Genomic DNA, 17,682 nt, shown 5'->3' with positions numbered 1-17,682 from the left:
AATTCCAGTCAAGGGATGTCCACCCTTGTTCAAGATATCAATTTTGAATTGGAGAAGGGCAAGGTACTGGGGATCGTTGGCGAGAGCGGCTGTGGTAAAACCGTCACAAGCATGTCCATTTTGCAGCTCTTGGACCGGAAGGCTATGACCATTGACGGCAGCATCACCCTGAAAGGACAGGAATTAAATGGTCTGCGCGAACAAGAGATGCGCAAAATGCGCGGGAAGGATATTGCTTTCATTATGCAAAATCCGATGAGCGCATTTACACCTGTTTTTACAATAGGGGAACAGTTTGTAGAGACGATCAAGTCCCATACGGCATTCAATACGAAGCAGGCTAAAGAGCTTGCCATCGAAGCGCTGCTGAATGTAAACCTGCCTGACCCGGCCAAGCTGCTTGCTAAGTATCCCTTCCATCTAAGCGGTGGAATGCTGCAGCGGGTGATGATCGCGATGGCCGCTTGTCTGCATCCAGCTGTCATTATTGCGGATGAGCCTACGACTGCCCTTGATGTTCATAACCAGCTGCTGGTGCTTCGCCATCTGGATCAGATCCGAGCTGACTATGGAACAGCCATCCTGCTCATTTCGCATGACTTAGGGGTCATTGCGGAAATGGCAGATGATGTGGTGGTTATGCAGCAGGGCCGAATCATTGAAGCGGCTAATGTGTTTGAGCTGTTTGACCATCCCCAGCATGAGTATACGAAGACACTGTTGAATGCCAGGCTTCAGTTACCTTTTTGAAGTGGGGGAACTCATGACCTTATTACAAGTAGACAACGTAACCCATAGCTATAGCTCGAAGCGGCTGTTGAGGCGGAGGAAGGAATCGGAACAAGCGCTTACCGATATTTCATTCCGTATTGAAGAGGGCACATGCTTGGGGCTGCTTGGTCCGAGCGGGGCAGGCAAGAGCACCCTGGGTAAAGTGATTCTTGGCCTGCAGCGGCCGCAGCGTGGACAGATCCTGTTTCAGGGCCATGATCTATACGCCGCCCGTATTCCGCGCAAGCTTCGCCGGGATATGCAGGTTGTATTCCAGGATTCATACTCCGCTGTTAATCCGCGAATGACCGCAGAGTCAATCATAAGTGAACCGCTTGAAAACTATGAAAAGCTAAGCCCTGCTGAGCAAAGGAGAACGGTAGCTGAACTGCTGAATAGGGTAGGTTTAAGTGAAACGGACGCAAAAAAATACCCGCATGAGTTCAGCGGCGGGCAGCTTCAGAGGATCAATATCGCCAGGGCCATTGCTCTTAGGCCGAAGCTAATCATCCTTGATGAACCGGTGAGCAGCCTGGACATGGTGAATCAAACGCTGATTTTGAAACTGCTGAATGAATTGAAGAGCGAATATGGCCTTTCCTATCTCTTCATCACGCATGATATTAAAGCAGCTTTTGCGATTTCGGATACGCTGGGTGTTTTGGAGAAAGGGAAGCTAATTGAGCTGTATGAATCCAAGAATCAGTTTCTCACTTCCAGTCACCCTGTTGTCACCTTAATGAAGGAGTCTATTCTTGCTAATCATCCGCGATCACGCTCCCTCCCAACAAGAACAATTAACAGGTAAATATATCGACAGACAAGCCACTCCATTGCCGGAGTGGCTTTCTGTCTGGCTGGGAACTAAGATACAGCAGTATCTATAACAACTTGTAACGCAGGCGCCTCAAGGTTATGATGGTTTTGCGTATAAATTCCAAGAGAGCAGGATTGTGTACATGACAGGAATGAAGAAACAGCTTTACCGCTTCAGCGAAGCGCCTATATGGAACATCCAGCGGCAGTATTATGAAGACAAGGGGACGAAGGCCTGGAACAATGACCAAGTCCCTCAATATATAACGAGTAATCCCATGATCGGCGCGGCTTACGCCGAGATGATCTTCGGGTTTCTGCAGGACCGGGCGAATCAGGGGCATGTTGCAGAGCCCGTCTATATTGTGGAGCTGGGAGCGGGCGCGGGACGTCTGGCTAACCATGTGCTGCATGAGCTTTGCCAGCTGCGGGACTATGCGGGATTAGCACTGCCTGAATTCCGCTATGTGATGACAGACCTGGCGATGAGCAATGTGACGGCCTGGAAGGAGCATCCTGCGCTGCAGCGTTATATCGCGGAGGGTTTGCTCGATTTTGCACAGTATGATGCTGCCCGTGATACCGCTCTGAACCTTGTAGTATCCGGTACAGTTATTGAGGAATCAGCTCTGCGCCAGCCTCTGATTATAGTGGCGAACTACTTCTTCGACAGCATCCCGCAGGAGCTGATCTATGTTGGCGGGGGACAGATTTATGAAGCGGATGTTTATGTCGAATATACCGAAGAGCAGGTGTCGGACAAACCATCGGAATGGCTGAATCAGATTAAGTTAAGCTATGAGCATCGCAGGGCGCCTGAGTATGAACAGGATACCTATCCTTACCGTGATGTTATCGCAATCTATCAGGAGCAGCTGGAAGACTCGCATATTTTGTTCCCGGCTGTCGGGTTAAGCTGCCTGGAGCGGTTAAACCGGTTATCACAGACGGGATTCGTATTGATAACAGCGGATAAGGGGGATCATCTGCTGGATAACTGGAAATTCGCAGAGCCGCCGGAGCTGATTGTGCACGGGAGCTTCTCGTTAACGGCGAACTACCACGCGATTCAGCATGCCTTCGAACAACGGGGAGCTGAGACGCTGTTTCCCCCGCATCATTATAAGAACCTGAACGTTGGCTGTATTCTCAACGTGGAACAGCCCACTCGTTATCCGAATATGAGGCTGGCTTACCGCCGGTGTATCGAACGCTTCGGGCCCGATGAATTCTTTAGTCTGAAGATTTGGGTGGACCGCAATGTGGACAGCATGGGGCTGCAGCAGCTGTTAAGCTTTTGGCGCCTCGGCGGTTATGACGCGGAGTTCTTCATTCAGAGCGCGAAGCGGATCTCCAGCTTGCTGCCTGATGCCAACGAGGAAGAACTGCAGGACCTCCTGCTGGGCATAGAGCGGATGTGGTCATCGTACTATGTCATGGAGCAGCGCTATGATCTGGCGCTTGATGCCGGATTGATCCTGTTTGAAATGGATATGTACGAGCATGCCAAGCGGTATTTGGAAACATCGGTCCGAGAAGAAGAGGATGAGGTCGTATCCACCGTCTATTATTGTCTAGCCATCTGCTGCTTCGAGCTCGCACTGGTTGAGGATGCAGCGATGTATCTGCGCAAGCTGTTGGAGCTTGAGCCTGATCATGAAGAGGCCTTGGCGCTGATTGGCCATCTGGAGCACGAGTAAGTATGAGATAGCGCTGCCGGCATCAAGACGCCGGCAGCGTCTTTATTACGGGTCTTTATATCTTCCCATGGATGCAGGCTTAACGATCAGGCTGCGCAGTTCATTCATCTGGGCAGCTCCGAGGTCAAGCTGCTCATAACAATCCCCCTTTGGGTCAGTTAATATACGGTATGACGATTGCGAAATCAGCTTGTACGAATGCTTAATGAAAACCTGCTATTCATTATTTTGGACTCCTTGGGGAAAGGTAACGATAACTTGATTACACCTACAAGGGAGTTGGAGAGAGTGGGCAAGGTCTCAAAGGTATTCTGGATTTCGCTTGTTATTGCGAGTATTTTTGTCTTTTGGGGTATCGTGGCGCCTGATCGGCTGGGTTCAGTTATGGATGTTACGAAGGTGTTCTTCCTGCAGACGTTCGGGTGGTTCTACCAGCTATCAGCAACCTTCTTTCTGTTATTTTCCCTATTCCTGATCTTTAGCAAGTATGGGAAAATACGTCTAGGGGCGAATGAGGATAAGCCGGAGTTTAAGAATGCAACATGGTTTGCTATGTTATTCAGCGCAGGCATGGGGATAGGCCTGCTGTTCTTCGGGGTTTCGGAGCCTATCTCTCATTTTGTCAGTCCTCCAGTCGGAGAAGGCAGAACAGGGGAAGCGGCGAAAGTCGCCATGCGATACACGTATCTGCACTGGGGATTTCATGCCTGGGCGATCTACTCTGTTATAGGCCTTGTCCTGGCTTATTATAAGTTCCGCAAGAAAGAACCGGGACTAGTGAGTGTTACCTTAACGCCTCTGATTGGTAAACGGGCACAAGGGATCGTTGGCACTATCATTGATTCAATAGCCGTATTTGCGACGATCTTCGGGGTGGCTGCTTCCCTGGGCTTAGGTGCCGCTCAAATAAATGGCGGTCTGCACTATGTCATTCCGGCTGTCCCTAACAACTTTACCGTGCAGCTTGTTATCATGGCTGTGGTGACCGTGTTATTTATCCTTTCGGCCAGTACCGGCCTTAAGAAAGGGATCAGCCTGCTGAGCAATGCGAATTTAGTGTTAGCCGTCATTCTGCTTATTACCTTCTTGTTCCTGGGCCCGACAGGGTTCGTACTGGACTTGTTTACAACGACTTTGGGCAGCTATATTCAAAATTTGCCGAGTATGGGTCTTCGGCTGACGCCATTCAATCAAGAGCAGGCATCCTGGATTCAAGGGTGGACCATATTTTATTGGGCTTGGTGGATTGCGTGGGCTCCCTTCGTGGGAACCTTCATCGCCCGGGTATCCAAGGGCAGGACGGTGAGGGAATTTATGATAGCCGTGCTGGTGATCCCAACACTTGTGTGTGCCTTCTGGTTTAGTGTATTTGGCGGCACAGCGATCTACTTTGATTTTTTTCAGGGGACGAATATAGCGGGACAAAGCTTGGAGACGGCTCTGTTTGCCGTATACGATCTGCTGCCATTCTCAGGGGTGCTGGTGGTCGTCACCCTGCTGCTCATTACAACCTTCTTCGTCACATCGGCTGATTCAGCAACCTTTGTACTGGGGATGCAGACGACGCACGGGGATCTTAATCCTCCTAACGCAGTCAAAATTGTCTGGGGGTTGTTCCTTACCGCTTCAGCTGCCGTGCTGATGCTCTCCGGGGGACTTAGCGCGATGCAGACGGCAATTATCGTGAGTGCATTTCCGCTGACCTTTGTCTTGATTGCCATGTCTATTGCCATATTGAAGGATTTCCGCAAGGAAGCGCCGGTTAAGAGCGGGGAGAAAAAGACCAAACCGTTAAAAACGGAAAGCGAGCCGGATCCGAATCTAGTTTAGAATGGGGTAAACGACCGTTTTAACATTCCCTTGGGAGAGGGTGCCAGTTATGAACAAGACCGACCGGTTGTTAGCTATCGTGCTTGAGCTGCAGCGCAACAAAGTGCTGCGTGCCGAGGACTTGGCAGCCAAATTTGAGACCAGTGTAAGAACCATCTACAGAGATATTCAAGCCTTGAGCGAAGCAGGCGTATCTGTGGTAGGGGCACCCGGACAGGGTTATTCGATCATGGAGGGATACTTCCTTCCGCCGGTTAGCTTTACAGTGGAAGAGGCGGTGACGCTGCTTATCGGGACCGATTTCATCGAGCAGTGGTTTGATGCCTACTATGGCAGTAAGTCGCGCCATTCCAGAGAGAAAATTGAAGCGATTCTCCCGGAATCAATTCGCAGTGAAGCCGCTCGGATACGGGGAAGCTTTCGTCTGCTGGCAACCGCTGAAGAGGCGGTACGTGTCCAGGAAAAGGCGTACTTGAACGTCATTCGCCAGGCGATACTGGAGAAGAGAAAAATAAGTTTTCGCTACTCCAAGTCTATCACCGAAATGGACGGTAACTGCCAGAATATTCGTACGGCTGCCCCGTACGGCCTTGTGCTTGTGCGAGGCTCATGGGTGCTGATTGCCTGGTGTGAACTGCGTCAGGGTATCCGCCATTTCCGGTTGTCCCGGATGACGGAGCTTACCGTTCAGGAGATGGAGTTCATGCTCCCAGACGATTTCCGCTTGGCTGCCTACAAGCCCCCGGACGACCGCAACGTTCATGTTCAGGTATGGGTCGATTCGAGTATTGCAGATAAGGTGAAGGAGGCGTACAACTTCTACACTGAAACGGTTGAAGAGCATAACGGGGGCCTGCTGATAACCTTCCGTGTTCGGCAGCCGGAGGAGCTGCTGCAATGGGTGCTTGGCTGGGGCAGCGGGGTCGTTGTGCTGGAACCGGAATCCTTTCGGACCCGGGTAAGAGAAGAATTGGAAAAAGTGCTAAATCGCTACTGACATAATGGTGTCAGTAGCGTTTTTGTATACTGGGATTCATAACGGTTGAAGGAGATGACAGGACATGATAACAACAAAGGAAGCCCTGCAGCGCTTCGAGGAAACGGCGGCATACTATATTAGGGAGCTCGATCAGTTTAGCATGGAGCAGCTGAAGAAGACGCCTATCGAAAATGAATGGTCGCTCGGCCAGATGTTCCAGCATCTCATTAACTCGGCACTCCATATGCAGCTGCGCAGCATCGAGCAATGCCTGGCGTCAAGCCAGGAGACCGATGTATCTCCTGCGGAGAAAACCGAAATGGGTGTGTCTTTATTTGCTCAAGGAAGCTTCCCGCCCATTCGTATTCAGGTACCGCCTTCCGCCCAATATACACCGCAGCAGCCTGAAAGCAAAGAACAGCTTGTTCAGCAGCTGCATACGATTATCCAGCGAATGAAGGACGTTGAACCGGCGCTTGAGCAAGCGTCCAAGCAGTATACTGTATCCCATCCAAGATTTGGCGAATTGTGCGCGGAGGAATGGTTCCGGCTTGTAGAAATGCACTTCCGTCATCATCTGCTGCAGCTGGACCGTTTAAAGCAAGGGTTGGTTAAACAAGCACAGTAGCAAGTAATGAAGGGCGGTCGTCCGCTAGACGATCGCCCTTATAATTTGTTTTCGTATTGACAGAACTGGTAATTTACGGTTAAGCTAGTATTATATCATTCTACCTGTATACGTTTTCAATTCGCAGATTCTCTCTATTCCAAACACCAAGTGAGAACAGGTTACACCTTGAGACCCTTATGATAATAGGTTAGTCGAAAGGAGGTGATTGTTTTCGTCGTTGGGTCCGGCAGTGGCGTGTAGGAATGGGTTTTTTTATCGGAAGGAGTGATAGCGCTTTCAAAATTAGAAGAGGCAAGGTAGTTTTGTCCGAGTCTGAAAACCATTATGGGAGGGGATAGGTATGACGGATCAAGTTTTCATTCCACACAAGTTGTCCAAGCTTAAGGTGCTGGTCTTAACAGCAGGCGCAATGCTGATGGTTATCGCATGTTCACTGCTTCTCGCGGAACGTGCTTCTGCCCATGGCTGGGTGGAGAACAGCCGCTCTGACTTGTGCTATGACAAGGTCAATACCAACTGCGGGCCAGTGATGTACGAGCCATGGAGCATCGAAGGCCGTGGTGATTTTCCGGAGATTGGAGTGCCTGATGGCCAGATTGCAGGGGGAGGCGGCGCTTTCCCTGCTCTAGACGAACAGACGCAGGACCGCTGGACGAAAGTCGATATGAAGGGCGGGCCGTACACATTCCACTGGGACATGGTGGCTAACCACAGTACGAATACTTGGGATTATTACATTACGAGAAAAGGCTGGGACCCGAATTCTCCATTGAAGCGGGAGGATCTTGAGCTGTTCTGCCGGTATGAGGATAACGGCGCGATTCCGCCAATGGATGTGTACAACGACTGTTTCATCCCGAATGACCGGGAAGGCTATTATGTTATCGTAGCTGTATGGGATATTTTTGATACGGTTAATGCATTTTATCAAGTTATCGACGTTAACCTGACGATTGATCCTACGCAGCCGACAGTGCCCGCACCAGGCTTCCCGGGCGACCCGGACCGTTTCGGTGATATTCCGCAGTGGGTATCCATCCGTCCTTACCTTGAAGGTGAGATTGTACTCCATGAAGGAAAGGTTTGGAAGGCAAGGTGGTGGACACGGGGACAGGAGCCAGGAACCCATGAGGTTTGGGAGCTGGTTGGGGATGATCCGGGCAATCCAACCGAACCGACAGATCCAACCGAACCGACAGATCCAACCGAACCGACAGATCCAGGTCATCCAACCGACCCGGGCGATCACGGCAACCATTACCCGGCATGGGATGCAAGTAAGGTGTATACGAATGAAATTGTGTCCCACAACGGACAGCTGTGGCAGGCTCAGTGGTGGACGCAGGGTCAAGAACCCGGTACAACAGGCCAATGGGGTGCATGGCAGCCAGTTAATCCGTAACGTAACTTAGATGAGCGACGGAAGGTGTCCAATTATTTGGACACCTTCTTTTTGTAGACAGGAGTGTGCATAAGACCCACTCGAGTTACGCATACTTTTTAGAAAATCACTTTCTAAGGAGTAAATAAAATGAACGTAGAACATACAGTAGGCCTCTCCTCAACGGAAATTGCGGGTTTATGGGCGACATACATGAATGATACTTTATCCATCTGCTTTTCGAAGCATTTTTTGCACCATGCAGAGAGCGCAGATATCAAGCCCATCATTAAGAAGACTTTGGAGTTATCCGAGACCCATATCAGAGAAATTAGGGGTATTTTTGAAAAGGAGGGATTTCCGGTACCTAAGGGATTCACTGATGAAGATATCGATTTAAGTGCACCCCCGCTGTTCTACGATCTTTATCCATTAAGTTATGCGTATGGTATGAGCCGTATGGGATTGGTTAACTATGCCTCTTTTACATCCAAAGTCGCTCGCGAGGATATCCGGATTTTCTTCTCCAAATGCCTGCAATCCACTCAGGAGCTTTATAATGACTCCATTAGCCTAATGCTGGAAAAAGGAATCTATGATCGTCCGCCTATGATCCCATATCCGGATCACATTGAATATATTCATAAGAAGGATGGCATTCTGGCCCAATGGATGGAACAGAAACGACCCTTGAACGTAGTTGAAATTTCCGAAATGTTCTTTAACATTGAACGAAACTATTTTGGACTTGTCCTCCTCACAGCTCTAATTCAGGTTACGAAGGACAAAGTTATCCAGCAGTATTTAATCAAGGGGAAAGAGTTGGCACAAAAACAGATCCGGATTCTGAACGACATCTTAATTAAAGAAGACCTGTCGGGAACAGTAGTGATCAATTCCGAAGTATCAACGTCAACGGTCTCTCCCTTCTCAGAGAGGTTAATACTGAACCTTGTCGCTATGCTGAACACGCAAGGCGTATACTTTATCGGCCGCGCGCTGTCGGTCTCCTCAAGGATTGACTTGAACAGCGAATATTTGAAGCTTATACCTGAGATTCAGCAGTATGGGAAAGAAGGTACTGACATACTCATTTCCAGAGGGTGGTTAGAAGAACCCCCGCATGCTCCCAACCGGAAGGAGTTGGCACGAATCTAGGGGAAGGCAGTCAAAAACAGGCTGTTCCTGCGTCTTATACTTGGCAGGGGACAGTCTTTTACGGGATGCGGAATGAAGATGTTAAACGTGTATGGTAAGGGAACCGCTTGGGAAACATAACCGAAAGCATAAATCTCAAACGGCGAGGACTCCGCACTTGCAAAACTACAAAAACAATAATACGGCCAGAAGATATATGGCCCATGTTAGCCAAGTAGGTACAACACAGTTTCATTTAAGGAACCCCTATATCGTTGCGTGGTGGTCAATGGCTTTTCCGGGGTTTGGGCATCTGATTCTATCCAAATATATAAGGGGCATGGCGCTCTTCCTCTGGGAAATGCTCATTAATTTGAATGCACATATCAATTTGGGAATCGCCTATTCCTTCTTGGGTGAATTCGATAAAGCCAAAGAAGTTTTGGACACGCGCTGGCTCATGCTGTATTTACCTACTTATTTTTTTGGGATATGGGATAGTTACCGGACCACCATTGATATGAATAAAGTTACACTCCTGGCCCAAAGGGAAAACCATCGCTTTAACTCGTTTGTTATCAGCCCGCTGGAGATCAATTACTTAGATAAACGAAAGCCCATAGCAGCATTGATCTGGTCCTTCCTAATGCCGGGGATGGGGCAGCTGTACCTGCATCGTATTGTGACGGCAGCCTTTATACTGACCTGGATGATAGTGATTACTTATTTTTCGCATTTCGCTGAAGGGATGAACTACATTCTTATGGGTGAAATTGGACAAGCCACCCGCGTATTCGATAAACAATGGCTTTTGTTCTTGCCCTCTATCTATGGCTTTGCCATGTATGATGCATATTCGAATGCGGTTGAGAACAACAAGCTGTACATCCGGGAGCAGCGAAATTATCTGAGGAGCGCTTATCAGCAGTACAAGTTTGCAATCAAGAGGAGCCGCTACTGATATGATGCAGGTCTTTGCCTTATTTGAACATTCCCCTTCGGTTGAGTTAGCGCTGACGAAGCTGGAGCAGGAGGGGGTAGACAAGGAGCATATCCTGGTTGTTCCTATTGACGAAACCAGCGAAAACCTGAAGGTGTTTGACTCGCTTCATGATTCAGACGGAATTTCCTTTATAGATAAAGCGATGGCACTGGCGACAGCTTTTGGGGTTGTAGGAACAAGCATTGGATTCAAGCTGGAGTGGGGACCTATTATATGGGGACTTATAGCGGCATTTATTGGCTTCTTATGCGGCCTTGTGTGGAATATCTGTATCATTAAATTCACGAGGAACGGGTACAGAAAGGAGAAGAGAGTCCTGCCCTTGATTATGGTCATTGTTGAATGTGATAGAGAGGCTGTAAAGGGTGTTGAAATCATTCTTAGAGAGAATAAGGTTATTGGATACAGTACAACGGGTTAACTCTATTACATAAAAGGGGAAACGACATGGCCTTTCTTATCGCTTCCATAATCGTATTTAATACGATTGCGTTCTTAATACCCAAAAGAATGACAAGGGCAGAGATATACAGCACCCTTCTGTTTGCTTCGGTATTTCAGTTAATTACAGACTATTATCTTGTGGAGAAATATCAATTATACGGCTATTTCGTTAAAGGGCCGGAATTTAAGGAGCTGCTTGTATTTTTCGGAATATTTCCGGCTGCAAATACGATTTATCTGAACTTCTTTCCGGTTAGCGGGAGAAAAACCTCCAAGATTATATATATCCTGGCTTGGTCCGCTTTCATCACTCTTTTTGAGTGGGCATCTGTGAAAGCAGGATATTTCTATTATAGCGGTTGGAAGCTGGGCTACTCTGCACTGCTGTACCCGTTAATCTTATGTGTGCTTGCCGCAAATTTTGCATTCCTTCGTAAACTGAAACGACACGGTTAACAAAATATGTTAAGTTAATAATAGAGCCAACGTATGTCACCACTCCGCGAATTAAGGGGGTGGTTTTATTTTACATAGGACGGAGTAACCTTACATGAAGACAATCGGACTTATTGGCGGCATGAGCTGGGAATCTACGGCACTGTACTACAAGATAATCAACGAAACGGTCAAGGAACGGCTTGGAGGCCTGCATTCTGCCAAGTGCGTCCTGTACTCGGTCGATTTTGATGAGATTCAAAGGCTGCAGCATACGAACGAATGGAAAAAGACAGCGGACATTCTCGGGGAAGCCGGAGCCAGGCTCGCCGCAGCAGGCGCGGATTTTCTCCTGATCTGTACGAATACGATGCACAAGGTGGCGGACGACATTGAAGTGAAGAGCGGCCTTCCCCTGCTTCATATCGCGGATGCTGCCGGGACAATAATTCAGCAGGCGAAGCTCCACAAGATCGGTCTGCTCGGCACGCGATTTACAATGGAAGAATCCTTCTATGTGGACCGGCTGCAGGAAGGTTTCGGCATCGAGGCGATTGTGCCTGATCAGGGAGAGAGAAATGAAATCCATCGCATTATTTTTGAGGAGCTGTGCCTCGGGGTTATGAAGGACGATTCCAGAGCAAGGTTCAATGAAATCATTGCGGGATTAACCGAACGCGGGGCGGAGGGCATCATACTCGGATGTACAGAAATTGCGCTGCTGGTGAGACCAGAGGACAGTGTGGTGCCGGTATTTGATACGACTGCCCTCCATGCCCGGCGTGCAGTAGAATTGGCTTTCAGCGACCGGGCTGAAAATGGAGTGGTATGACTGGGGAGTTGAGACTGGTGGACTTGGACGAGTTAACAAAAGTAGAGCCTTATCTGCCGGATCTGAAACGTTACTGCGGGTCTCTTGCGGCTAATGAGTGGGATGCGGAGGACTTGGTGCAGGAGGTGCTGGCCAAGGTTCTGCATGCGGTTCGCAGGGCTCCCGAACGTCCGGTGAGCCGGGCGTATCTCTTCCGGATTGCGAAGAATGCCTGGATTGACCGCTATCGGTCTGAGCGGAAGCGTCAGGACGATACAGTCTTCACTGAGGAATATTACCAGACTGCACCGTTTACAATGAATGAATGGCTGGCACGGGAGCTGCTTGAGCAGCTTGCTGAGTCATTGAACCCCAGGCAGATGGTGCTCGTCATTCTGATTGATGGGTTCGCCTTCACTGCTTTAGAGTCAGCAGAGCTGCTGCATATGACAGAAGGGGCAGTCAAGGAAGGACTGCGGCGGGCGCGCCGGCGCCTGCATGCCATAGCCGGTATTAACGGGTATGATACAGCACGCAGCATCAAGCCAAAGAGGCAAGCCGGCGGGGAAATGCCCGTCGCATTGTTCGAGTCCTTCGTAACCGGCTTGCGGAGCGGTGATGCTTGGATGATTTGCCGTGCATACCTGAGCTTAGCCGCTCAAGGAGTAAGGATTGAGAAAGCAACCACAGAGCAGGGCCGCTATTTTTTCACCTTAAGAGATCCAAATGGCCATTTGATCGGACTTTTCCAACATATTTAGCTTACCCGTTTCTTTTCGGGATTCGCTTACGTTATAAGTGGTGAGTACCGATTGCTAGGAGGAATTAGGAATGACAATTATCGTAAAAAATTATGCGGTTGTTCAGTTACCGGTCCGCGATGTGGATGCTTCGATCAGGTGGTACAAGGATGTGCTCGGCATTCCGTTCACATTCGAATACACACCTGGGGACGAAGAGGCCTGGCTTAATGTTGGCGGAGTCGGTCTCGGGCTTATCCGCTGTCCGGAGGTCCCAAGGCTGGAATTCGCGAACAGCCGCGGTGAGCTCCAGCCGATAATATCGCTGCAGGTGGACAATATCCATGATGCGTATGAAGAGCTGAAGAGCAAGGGAGCGGAAGTCAGCGAGATGGTGTACAAGCCGCAGGGCGGATACAGCTTTACCTTCCGCGACCCGGATGGACATCTGGGGCATTTGTGGGGCGGCTGGCCGCAAGAGGAAAGCTGAGTTTCAGGCATAGCAGGGAAACCAAAGAAGGGGGTCTCCGGTCATGTGAACATGACAGGAGGCACCCCTTCGGTGTTGATAAACAAACGATACATACAAATTCATGATCCTTGCCTACCAGAGAGCGTGGTAACCAGATAATCAGTAAAGACATAAATTAAGGGTGACAGTGTTCTGGCGAAGGTAAACGAAACCCGAAACTCCTGCTTTGACTTAGCTGCGGGTGTGATTTCCACTTTTTTACCGGTCTTATTTGGTTTATAATTATCAGATAATAGTAGATATTTTAATCGGACTATCATTATAATAGAGAATAGTATGGCTATAATCGGAACAGAAATGACGTAATCCTAGGCGGCGCTTTGCTTTGGTGAGAACGGAGCAGGAGTGCCTACTCTTTTTTTACAAAATAAGAGGATAAGGAAGGTTATAGTGAGCAGCGTACACAATAAAACAGACGTTATCTTAATTGGCGCCGGTGTCATGAGCGCAACGTTGGGATCCATACTGAAAGAGCTGGCACCGGATTGGACGATCAAAGTCTTTGAGAAGCTTGAAGGCCCGGGAGAAGAAAGCTCTAACGAGTGGAATAATGCAGGTACAGGCCATGCGGCACTGTGCGAACTTAACTATACATCCGAGAATCCTGACGGATCTATAGAGGTTAGCAAAGCGATTAAGGTCAACGAGCAGTTTCAGCTCTCCAGGCAGTTCTGGTCTTATCTTGTAGACCGCAGACTCATCCGTAACCCGCAGGATTTTATTATGCCGATTCCGCATATGAGCTTGGTACAAGGGGACAAGAATGTAGCCTTTCTGAAAAAACGTTTTGAAGCGCTATCAAACAATCCGCTGTTTCAAGGAATGGAATTTTCTGATGACCCGGCAAAGCTGAAGGAGTGGATTCCGCTTGTCATGGAAGGCCGCACTTCGAACGAACCGATTGCAGCGACCAAAATCGACTCTGGCACGGACGTTAACTTTGGGGCATTGTCCCGCATGCTGTTCGATCATCTCAAGAATCAAAAGGTTGAGATCAACTACAGACATAGCGTGAAGGATATCAAGCGTGCCAGTGACGGATCGTGGGATGTGAAGGTGCATAATATAGCCAGTGGCAGGATCGAACACCATCAAGCGAAGTTTGTCTTTATCGGAGGTGGCGGCGGCAGTCTGCCGCTGCTGCAGAAGACTGGCATACCGGAGTCCAAGAGAATCGGCGGCTTCCCGGTAAGCGGGCTGTTCCTGGTCTGCAATAACCCCAAGGTTATCGCACAGCATCATGCGAAGGTTTACGGCAAAGCCAAGGTTGGCGCACCGCCAATGTCGGTGCCTCATCTGGATACCAGATATATCGATAAGAAGAAATCACTGCTGTTTGGTCCGTTCGCGGGCTTCTCGCCCAAGTTCTTGAAGACCGGCTCCAACTTTGATCTGATCGGCTCCGTCAAACCGAATAATCTCCTGACGATGCTGGCAGCGGGCATGAAGGAAATGGCGCTCACGAAGTATCTGATTCAGCAGGTCATGTTATCCAATGAAAAACGGATGGAAGAGCTGCGCGAATTCATTCCAAGCGCGAAGAGCGAGGATTGGAGTATCGTCGTAGCAGGCCAGCGCGTGCAGGTTATCAAGGATACGGAAGCAGGCAAAGGAACCCTTCAGTTTGGAACAGAAGTAGTAAGCGCAGCAGACGGATCGGTAGCCGCATTGCTCGGCGCGTCACCAGGCGCTTCTACAGCCGTCCACGTTATGCTCGAGGTATTGGAAAGATGCTTCCCTCAGCATATGGCAGGGTGGGAGCCGAAGATAAGAGAGATGATTCCTTCTTACGGTATCTCTCTATCCAAGAATCCTGAGCTGTTCCGGGAAATTGACCGGTCAACAGCACAGACGCTAGGCTTAAGCGGAAAGATGCCTGCCTATAATTAATGCTGCATAGAATAGAATAGGAGCAGCGGAACAGGACTTGTTAGTCCTGCTCTGCTGCTTTTTTTTGTGTGCAGGAAGATAATCCATTCACAGGACCGGCAGCACTTCTCCAAGACCGGGATTCTTGCAGTAGGCGGGGGCATTCTAAATCCCCAGAAGCTTGAGATAGAAGGGGCGGAACGTTACGAGTTGACGAACTTCCATAATGAACTGTTCCAGTCCCGCAACCATGAGCTCATTAAGCAGATGATACGCTAAGCTGTATCACATGTAAATCTCCAGGGACTACCGGTGGAAAAGCTTGGATAACACGCTTGCCTTGTTTAACTTCTCTAACGGCATAAGCCGGCCGTTCATCATAACCGCGGGAAGTTCCGCGATTCCGTATTCAGATGTCTTGATATTCATTAGGCCGTCGGCATCTGGTCTGCTCGCATCATAGACGGTAATGGAGCATCTTGGGCAGGCATATGCTCTTACTTGTTTCTCCAGGTCCGGGAAGCGGGCACTATCTGTGAAAACTTCAATGGTTTTACCCATGTATATCGCCCTTTCTTATTTTATTTAGTAACGGACAGTCCTGTTTACGGCGTTGCGAGGACAGAGCCGGCTGTGAGACAGCCTGCTGCAGTAGTGCTTTGAAGCTTTCCAGCCGGCTAATTTGCTCGTTGATTTCATTGATTTTGGCAGAGGCGAATGCCTGCATCTCATCCACCGGGAAATAATGGTTCTGTTTGACTAGCGCTAAGATATGTTTGATCTCGTTCAGGGTGAAGCCGATCTCCTGGGCTTTCTTAATAAGGTTTATATCCTCTACTGCAGCTTTGGAGAACATCCGGTACCCTGAACGGCTTCTTTCCGGCGGGGGAAGAAGCCCCCGTTTCTCATAATATTTAACCGTCTCAATATTCACGTTAGCTGCTCTAGCTACCTGGCTGATGGTTAAGCTCATCATGACTCTCTCCTCCCGAAGATATCGTAAACCCGGTAGTATAGTATCGGGTCAAGGGGTTATCGTAAATAAGCGAAACATAAGGATATATTACTATACAATGGGAGGGTCATGGTGAGGCAAAGCGCGGTAACTAAAGTGTCTGACCGCTGTCCACTGTGATGATTTGTCCAGTCATGGCTTTCCTGTTCCAGGGCAGCGCAAATCATACGGGCAATATCTTCGACCCGAAGGTCTGTGTATCCGTGGTAATGGCCAGCACTCCAGCGCTAACGGAGCAAATGCAGAAGGAGGATATTGATTTTGCCATCTGCTCGGTTCCCCAATCTGCTCCTGCTCTATACTTAGAACCGTTGTATAATGAGGCGTTTATACCGGAGCCTCAAGCAGGGGCTTACCGGTGAAGCTAACAATCAAGACTTCTCACGATGAGGACTGATCCGGGGAAAAACTGGCTGAAATGCAGATATATAGGCTGGGTCTTCATACAGAATTAACAGAGTGGAGTTATACTGGGGAGAACAGGCAATGACGTAAGGCAAAAGATTACCTCCACGCTTTATATGAGGGAAAGCTGGTGAAGACGATCGGATATATCATAACAGCTGTTTGCGCAGTGATTATTGTTTCTCTGGCAGTGCTTCTGCTAGGCTACTGGGATCAACGGTTCAGCAGAAATAAGTTAATTGAGATGGGGGCTATTGCCTCCTGCAGTGCTTATCATGTGGGCGGAGTGCCGGGCGTGCCTGCACGCGCCAAGGTGAAGCTCTATATTGGGGCCGACCGGCTTATGATCAAATATAAGCAGCAGACGCATGTTATCTCCGTAAAATCTATTACAGCGGCCAAGGATATGGCAAGAAGCAAGGAGAAGCTGGATTATATGAGAGAGTACGGTCTTCTATACCCGGATTCTCCTGATGGCCTGCTGCTTGGACCTATGATGGAGCTGATGGACCCGAAGGCGGGACCAAGGATTTTCAGGAAAGCCTCAAGCTTCCTGCTGCTCAATTATCGTGATAGCAATGAGCTGAAGGCAATGGCTTTTGGCTTCTACCAGGTGGAGGATTACCGCCCGTTCGATGAGTTTTATCCTCGGCTGCTGGGACGTATTGAAAGCAGTAAAACCTACGGATAGCAACGATCCGGAAAATTATGATTCAGCTTCGTGCGCGACCCTCCGGGTTCCTTTACGGGATGCTGGATGTGGTGGTAAACTTATGGAAAAGACAGGTGCCGTCCACCGGCATGCGAAGAGGCCGTTAGCTGTGTTCAGCTAATGGCCTTGTTCGTTGTTCCGTGGTGAAGCTGTTACAACGAGATTGTACTAACTTGCTCGGGACCATTCGCACCGGCTTGGTAAACCCCGAGCATGCAATCCGCATTCTCAATAACCACATAAGGGCAGCAGTCAAATAGGAGTAGGCCTCTAAGCTTGCCGGTGACTTCAAACGACTCATGGTGGCCCTTCTTGAAGTTCTTGAAGTCGTTGGCGGTATATACCTTTACTGTGCTTCCGACTTGCTTGGCACCGAATGTTAAAACAATCTTAAGATTTATCCTCGCTAACTATTAGGAAACGGTCTTTACAATGAAAATATCGAACAGTTGAGGCAGCAAGGGGATAAGA

Annotated in this window: 19 protein-coding genes and 1 pseudogene; 18 read left to right on the top strand and 2 right to left on the bottom strand. The window is 49.0% G+C overall.

Annotated elements, in window-relative coordinates; all coding sequences use genetic code 11:
• Window positions 1–15 precede the first annotated feature (15 nt).
• The 16 genes and pseudogenes from nikD to L1N82_RS23585 form a co-directional block, all read left to right on the top strand.
• Window positions 16–750 (top strand): nickel import ATP-binding protein NikD, encoded by a 735-nt coding sequence (gene nikD, locus L1N82_RS12520; protein ID WP_407946751.1) that lies wholly within the window; start codon window positions 16–18, stop codon window positions 748–750.
• A gap of 13 nt (window positions 751–763) precedes the next feature.
• Entirely contained in the window at window positions 764–1,579 is an 816-nt protein-coding gene (gene nikE, locus L1N82_RS12515; RefSeq protein ID WP_235287714.1) for a nickel import ATP-binding protein NikE, read from the top strand.
• A 151-nt stretch (window positions 1,580–1,730) separates the two neighbouring features.
• Window positions 1,731–3,287, top strand: a complete 1,557-nt coding sequence (locus L1N82_RS12510; RefSeq protein WP_235287713.1) for an SAM-dependent methyltransferase — start codon at window positions 1,731–1,733, stop codon at window positions 3,285–3,287.
• A gap of 288 nt (window positions 3,288–3,575) precedes the next feature.
• Window positions 3,576–5,117 carry a glycine betaine uptake BCCT transporter gene (locus L1N82_RS12505; RefSeq protein ID WP_235287712.1) on the top strand — a complete coding sequence of 514 codons (1,542 nt, stop codon included), beginning with the start codon at window positions 3,576–3,578 and terminating at the stop codon, window positions 5,115–5,117.
• A gap of 49 nt (window positions 5,118–5,166) precedes the next feature.
• The gene (locus L1N82_RS12500; RefSeq protein WP_235287711.1) at window positions 5,167–6,114 is read left to right on the top strand and encodes a helix-turn-helix transcriptional regulator; all 948 of its coding nucleotides are present in this window, start codon (window positions 5,167–5,169) and stop codon (window positions 6,112–6,114) included.
• Between the two features lie 67 nt (window positions 6,115–6,181).
• Window positions 6,182–6,724: a DinB family protein gene (locus L1N82_RS12495; protein ID WP_235287844.1), complete on the top strand. Its 543-nt coding sequence runs from the start codon at window positions 6,182–6,184 to the stop codon at window positions 6,722–6,724.
• 343 nt (window positions 6,725–7,067) lie between these two features.
• The gene (locus tag L1N82_RS23245) at window positions 7,068–8,129 is read left to right on the top strand and encodes a lytic polysaccharide monooxygenase (RefSeq protein ID WP_268821946.1); all 1,062 of its coding nucleotides are present in this window, start codon (window positions 7,068–7,070) and stop codon (window positions 8,127–8,129) included.
• A gap of 129 nt (window positions 8,130–8,258) precedes the next feature.
• Window positions 8,259–9,266, top strand: coding sequence for a DUF3231 family protein (locus tag L1N82_RS12475; RefSeq protein ID WP_235287710.1), 1,008 nt, complete (start codon window positions 8,259–8,261; stop codon window positions 9,264–9,266).
• Between the two features lie 157 nt (window positions 9,267–9,423).
• Window positions 9,424–10,206, top strand: coding sequence for a hypothetical protein (locus L1N82_RS12470; protein WP_235287842.1), 783 nt, complete (start codon window positions 9,424–9,426; stop codon window positions 10,204–10,206).
• Window position 10,207: 1 nt separating this feature from the next.
• Complete coding sequence (locus tag L1N82_RS12465; RefSeq protein WP_235287709.1) at window positions 10,208–10,669, top strand: hypothetical protein; 462 nt, start codon at window positions 10,208–10,210, stop codon at window positions 10,667–10,669.
• Between the two features lie 26 nt (window positions 10,670–10,695).
• Window positions 10,696–11,148, top strand: coding sequence for a CBO0543 family protein (locus L1N82_RS23590; RefSeq protein WP_407946748.1), 453 nt, complete (start codon window positions 10,696–10,698; stop codon window positions 11,146–11,148).
• A gap of 94 nt (window positions 11,149–11,242) precedes the next feature.
• On the top strand, window positions 11,243–11,959 hold the full coding sequence (locus L1N82_RS12460; protein WP_235287708.1) for an aspartate/glutamate racemase family protein: 717 nt from the start codon (window positions 11,243–11,245) through the stop codon (window positions 11,957–11,959).
• Window positions 11,960–11,976: 17 nt separating this feature from the next.
• On the top strand, window positions 11,977–12,699 hold the full coding sequence (locus L1N82_RS12455) for a sigma-70 family RNA polymerase sigma factor (protein WP_235287707.1): 723 nt from the start codon (window positions 11,977–11,979) through the stop codon (window positions 12,697–12,699).
• A 70-nt stretch (window positions 12,700–12,769) separates the two neighbouring features.
• Window positions 12,770–13,168 (top strand): VOC family protein, encoded by a 399-nt coding sequence (locus L1N82_RS12450; RefSeq protein WP_235287706.1) that lies wholly within the window; start codon window positions 12,770–12,772, stop codon window positions 13,166–13,168.
• 432 nt (window positions 13,169–13,600) lie between these two features.
• Window positions 13,601–15,100: a malate:quinone oxidoreductase gene (locus L1N82_RS12445; protein ID WP_235287705.1), complete on the top strand. Its 1,500-nt coding sequence runs from the start codon at window positions 13,601–13,603 to the stop codon at window positions 15,098–15,100.
• A gap of 96 nt (window positions 15,101–15,196) precedes the next feature.
• A pseudogene (locus tag L1N82_RS23585) lies at window positions 15,197–15,304 on the top strand (thioredoxin reductase); the annotation flags it as partial.
• 81 nt (window positions 15,305–15,385) lie between these two features.
• Here L1N82_RS23585 and L1N82_RS12435 read toward each other — a convergent pair.
• On the bottom strand, window positions 15,386–15,640 hold the full coding sequence (locus L1N82_RS12435) for a hypothetical protein (RefSeq protein ID WP_235287704.1): 255 nt from the start codon (window positions 15,638–15,640) through the stop codon (window positions 15,386–15,388).
• Window positions 15,633–16,055: a MerR family transcriptional regulator gene (locus tag L1N82_RS12430; RefSeq protein WP_235287703.1), complete on the bottom strand. Its 423-nt coding sequence runs from the start codon at window positions 16,053–16,055 to the stop codon at window positions 15,633–15,635. Before L1N82_RS12430 ends, L1N82_RS12435 begins: the two co-directional genes overlap by 8 nt.
• 158 nt (window positions 16,056–16,213) lie before the next feature.
• On the opposite strand from L1N82_RS12430, the gene L1N82_RS12425 reads away from it, so the two are divergent.
• Window positions 16,214–16,456: a hypothetical protein gene (locus tag L1N82_RS12425; protein ID WP_235287702.1), complete on the top strand. Its 243-nt coding sequence runs from the start codon at window positions 16,214–16,216 to the stop codon at window positions 16,454–16,456.
• A gap of 173 nt (window positions 16,457–16,629) precedes the next feature.
• Window positions 16,630–17,190: a hypothetical protein gene (locus L1N82_RS12420; RefSeq protein WP_235287701.1), complete on the top strand. Its 561-nt coding sequence runs from the start codon at window positions 16,630–16,632 to the stop codon at window positions 17,188–17,190.
• Window positions 17,191–17,682: the final 492 nt, after the last annotated feature.

The organism is Paenibacillus tarimensis (genome assembly GCF_021532315.1).
Taxonomy (GTDB): Bacteria; Bacillota; Bacilli; order Paenibacillales; family Paenibacillaceae; genus Paenibacillus_I; species Paenibacillus_I tarimensis.
The sequence above is the reverse complement of the archived record's forward strand: the minus strand, read 5'-3'. Positions and strand labels throughout refer to the sequence as shown.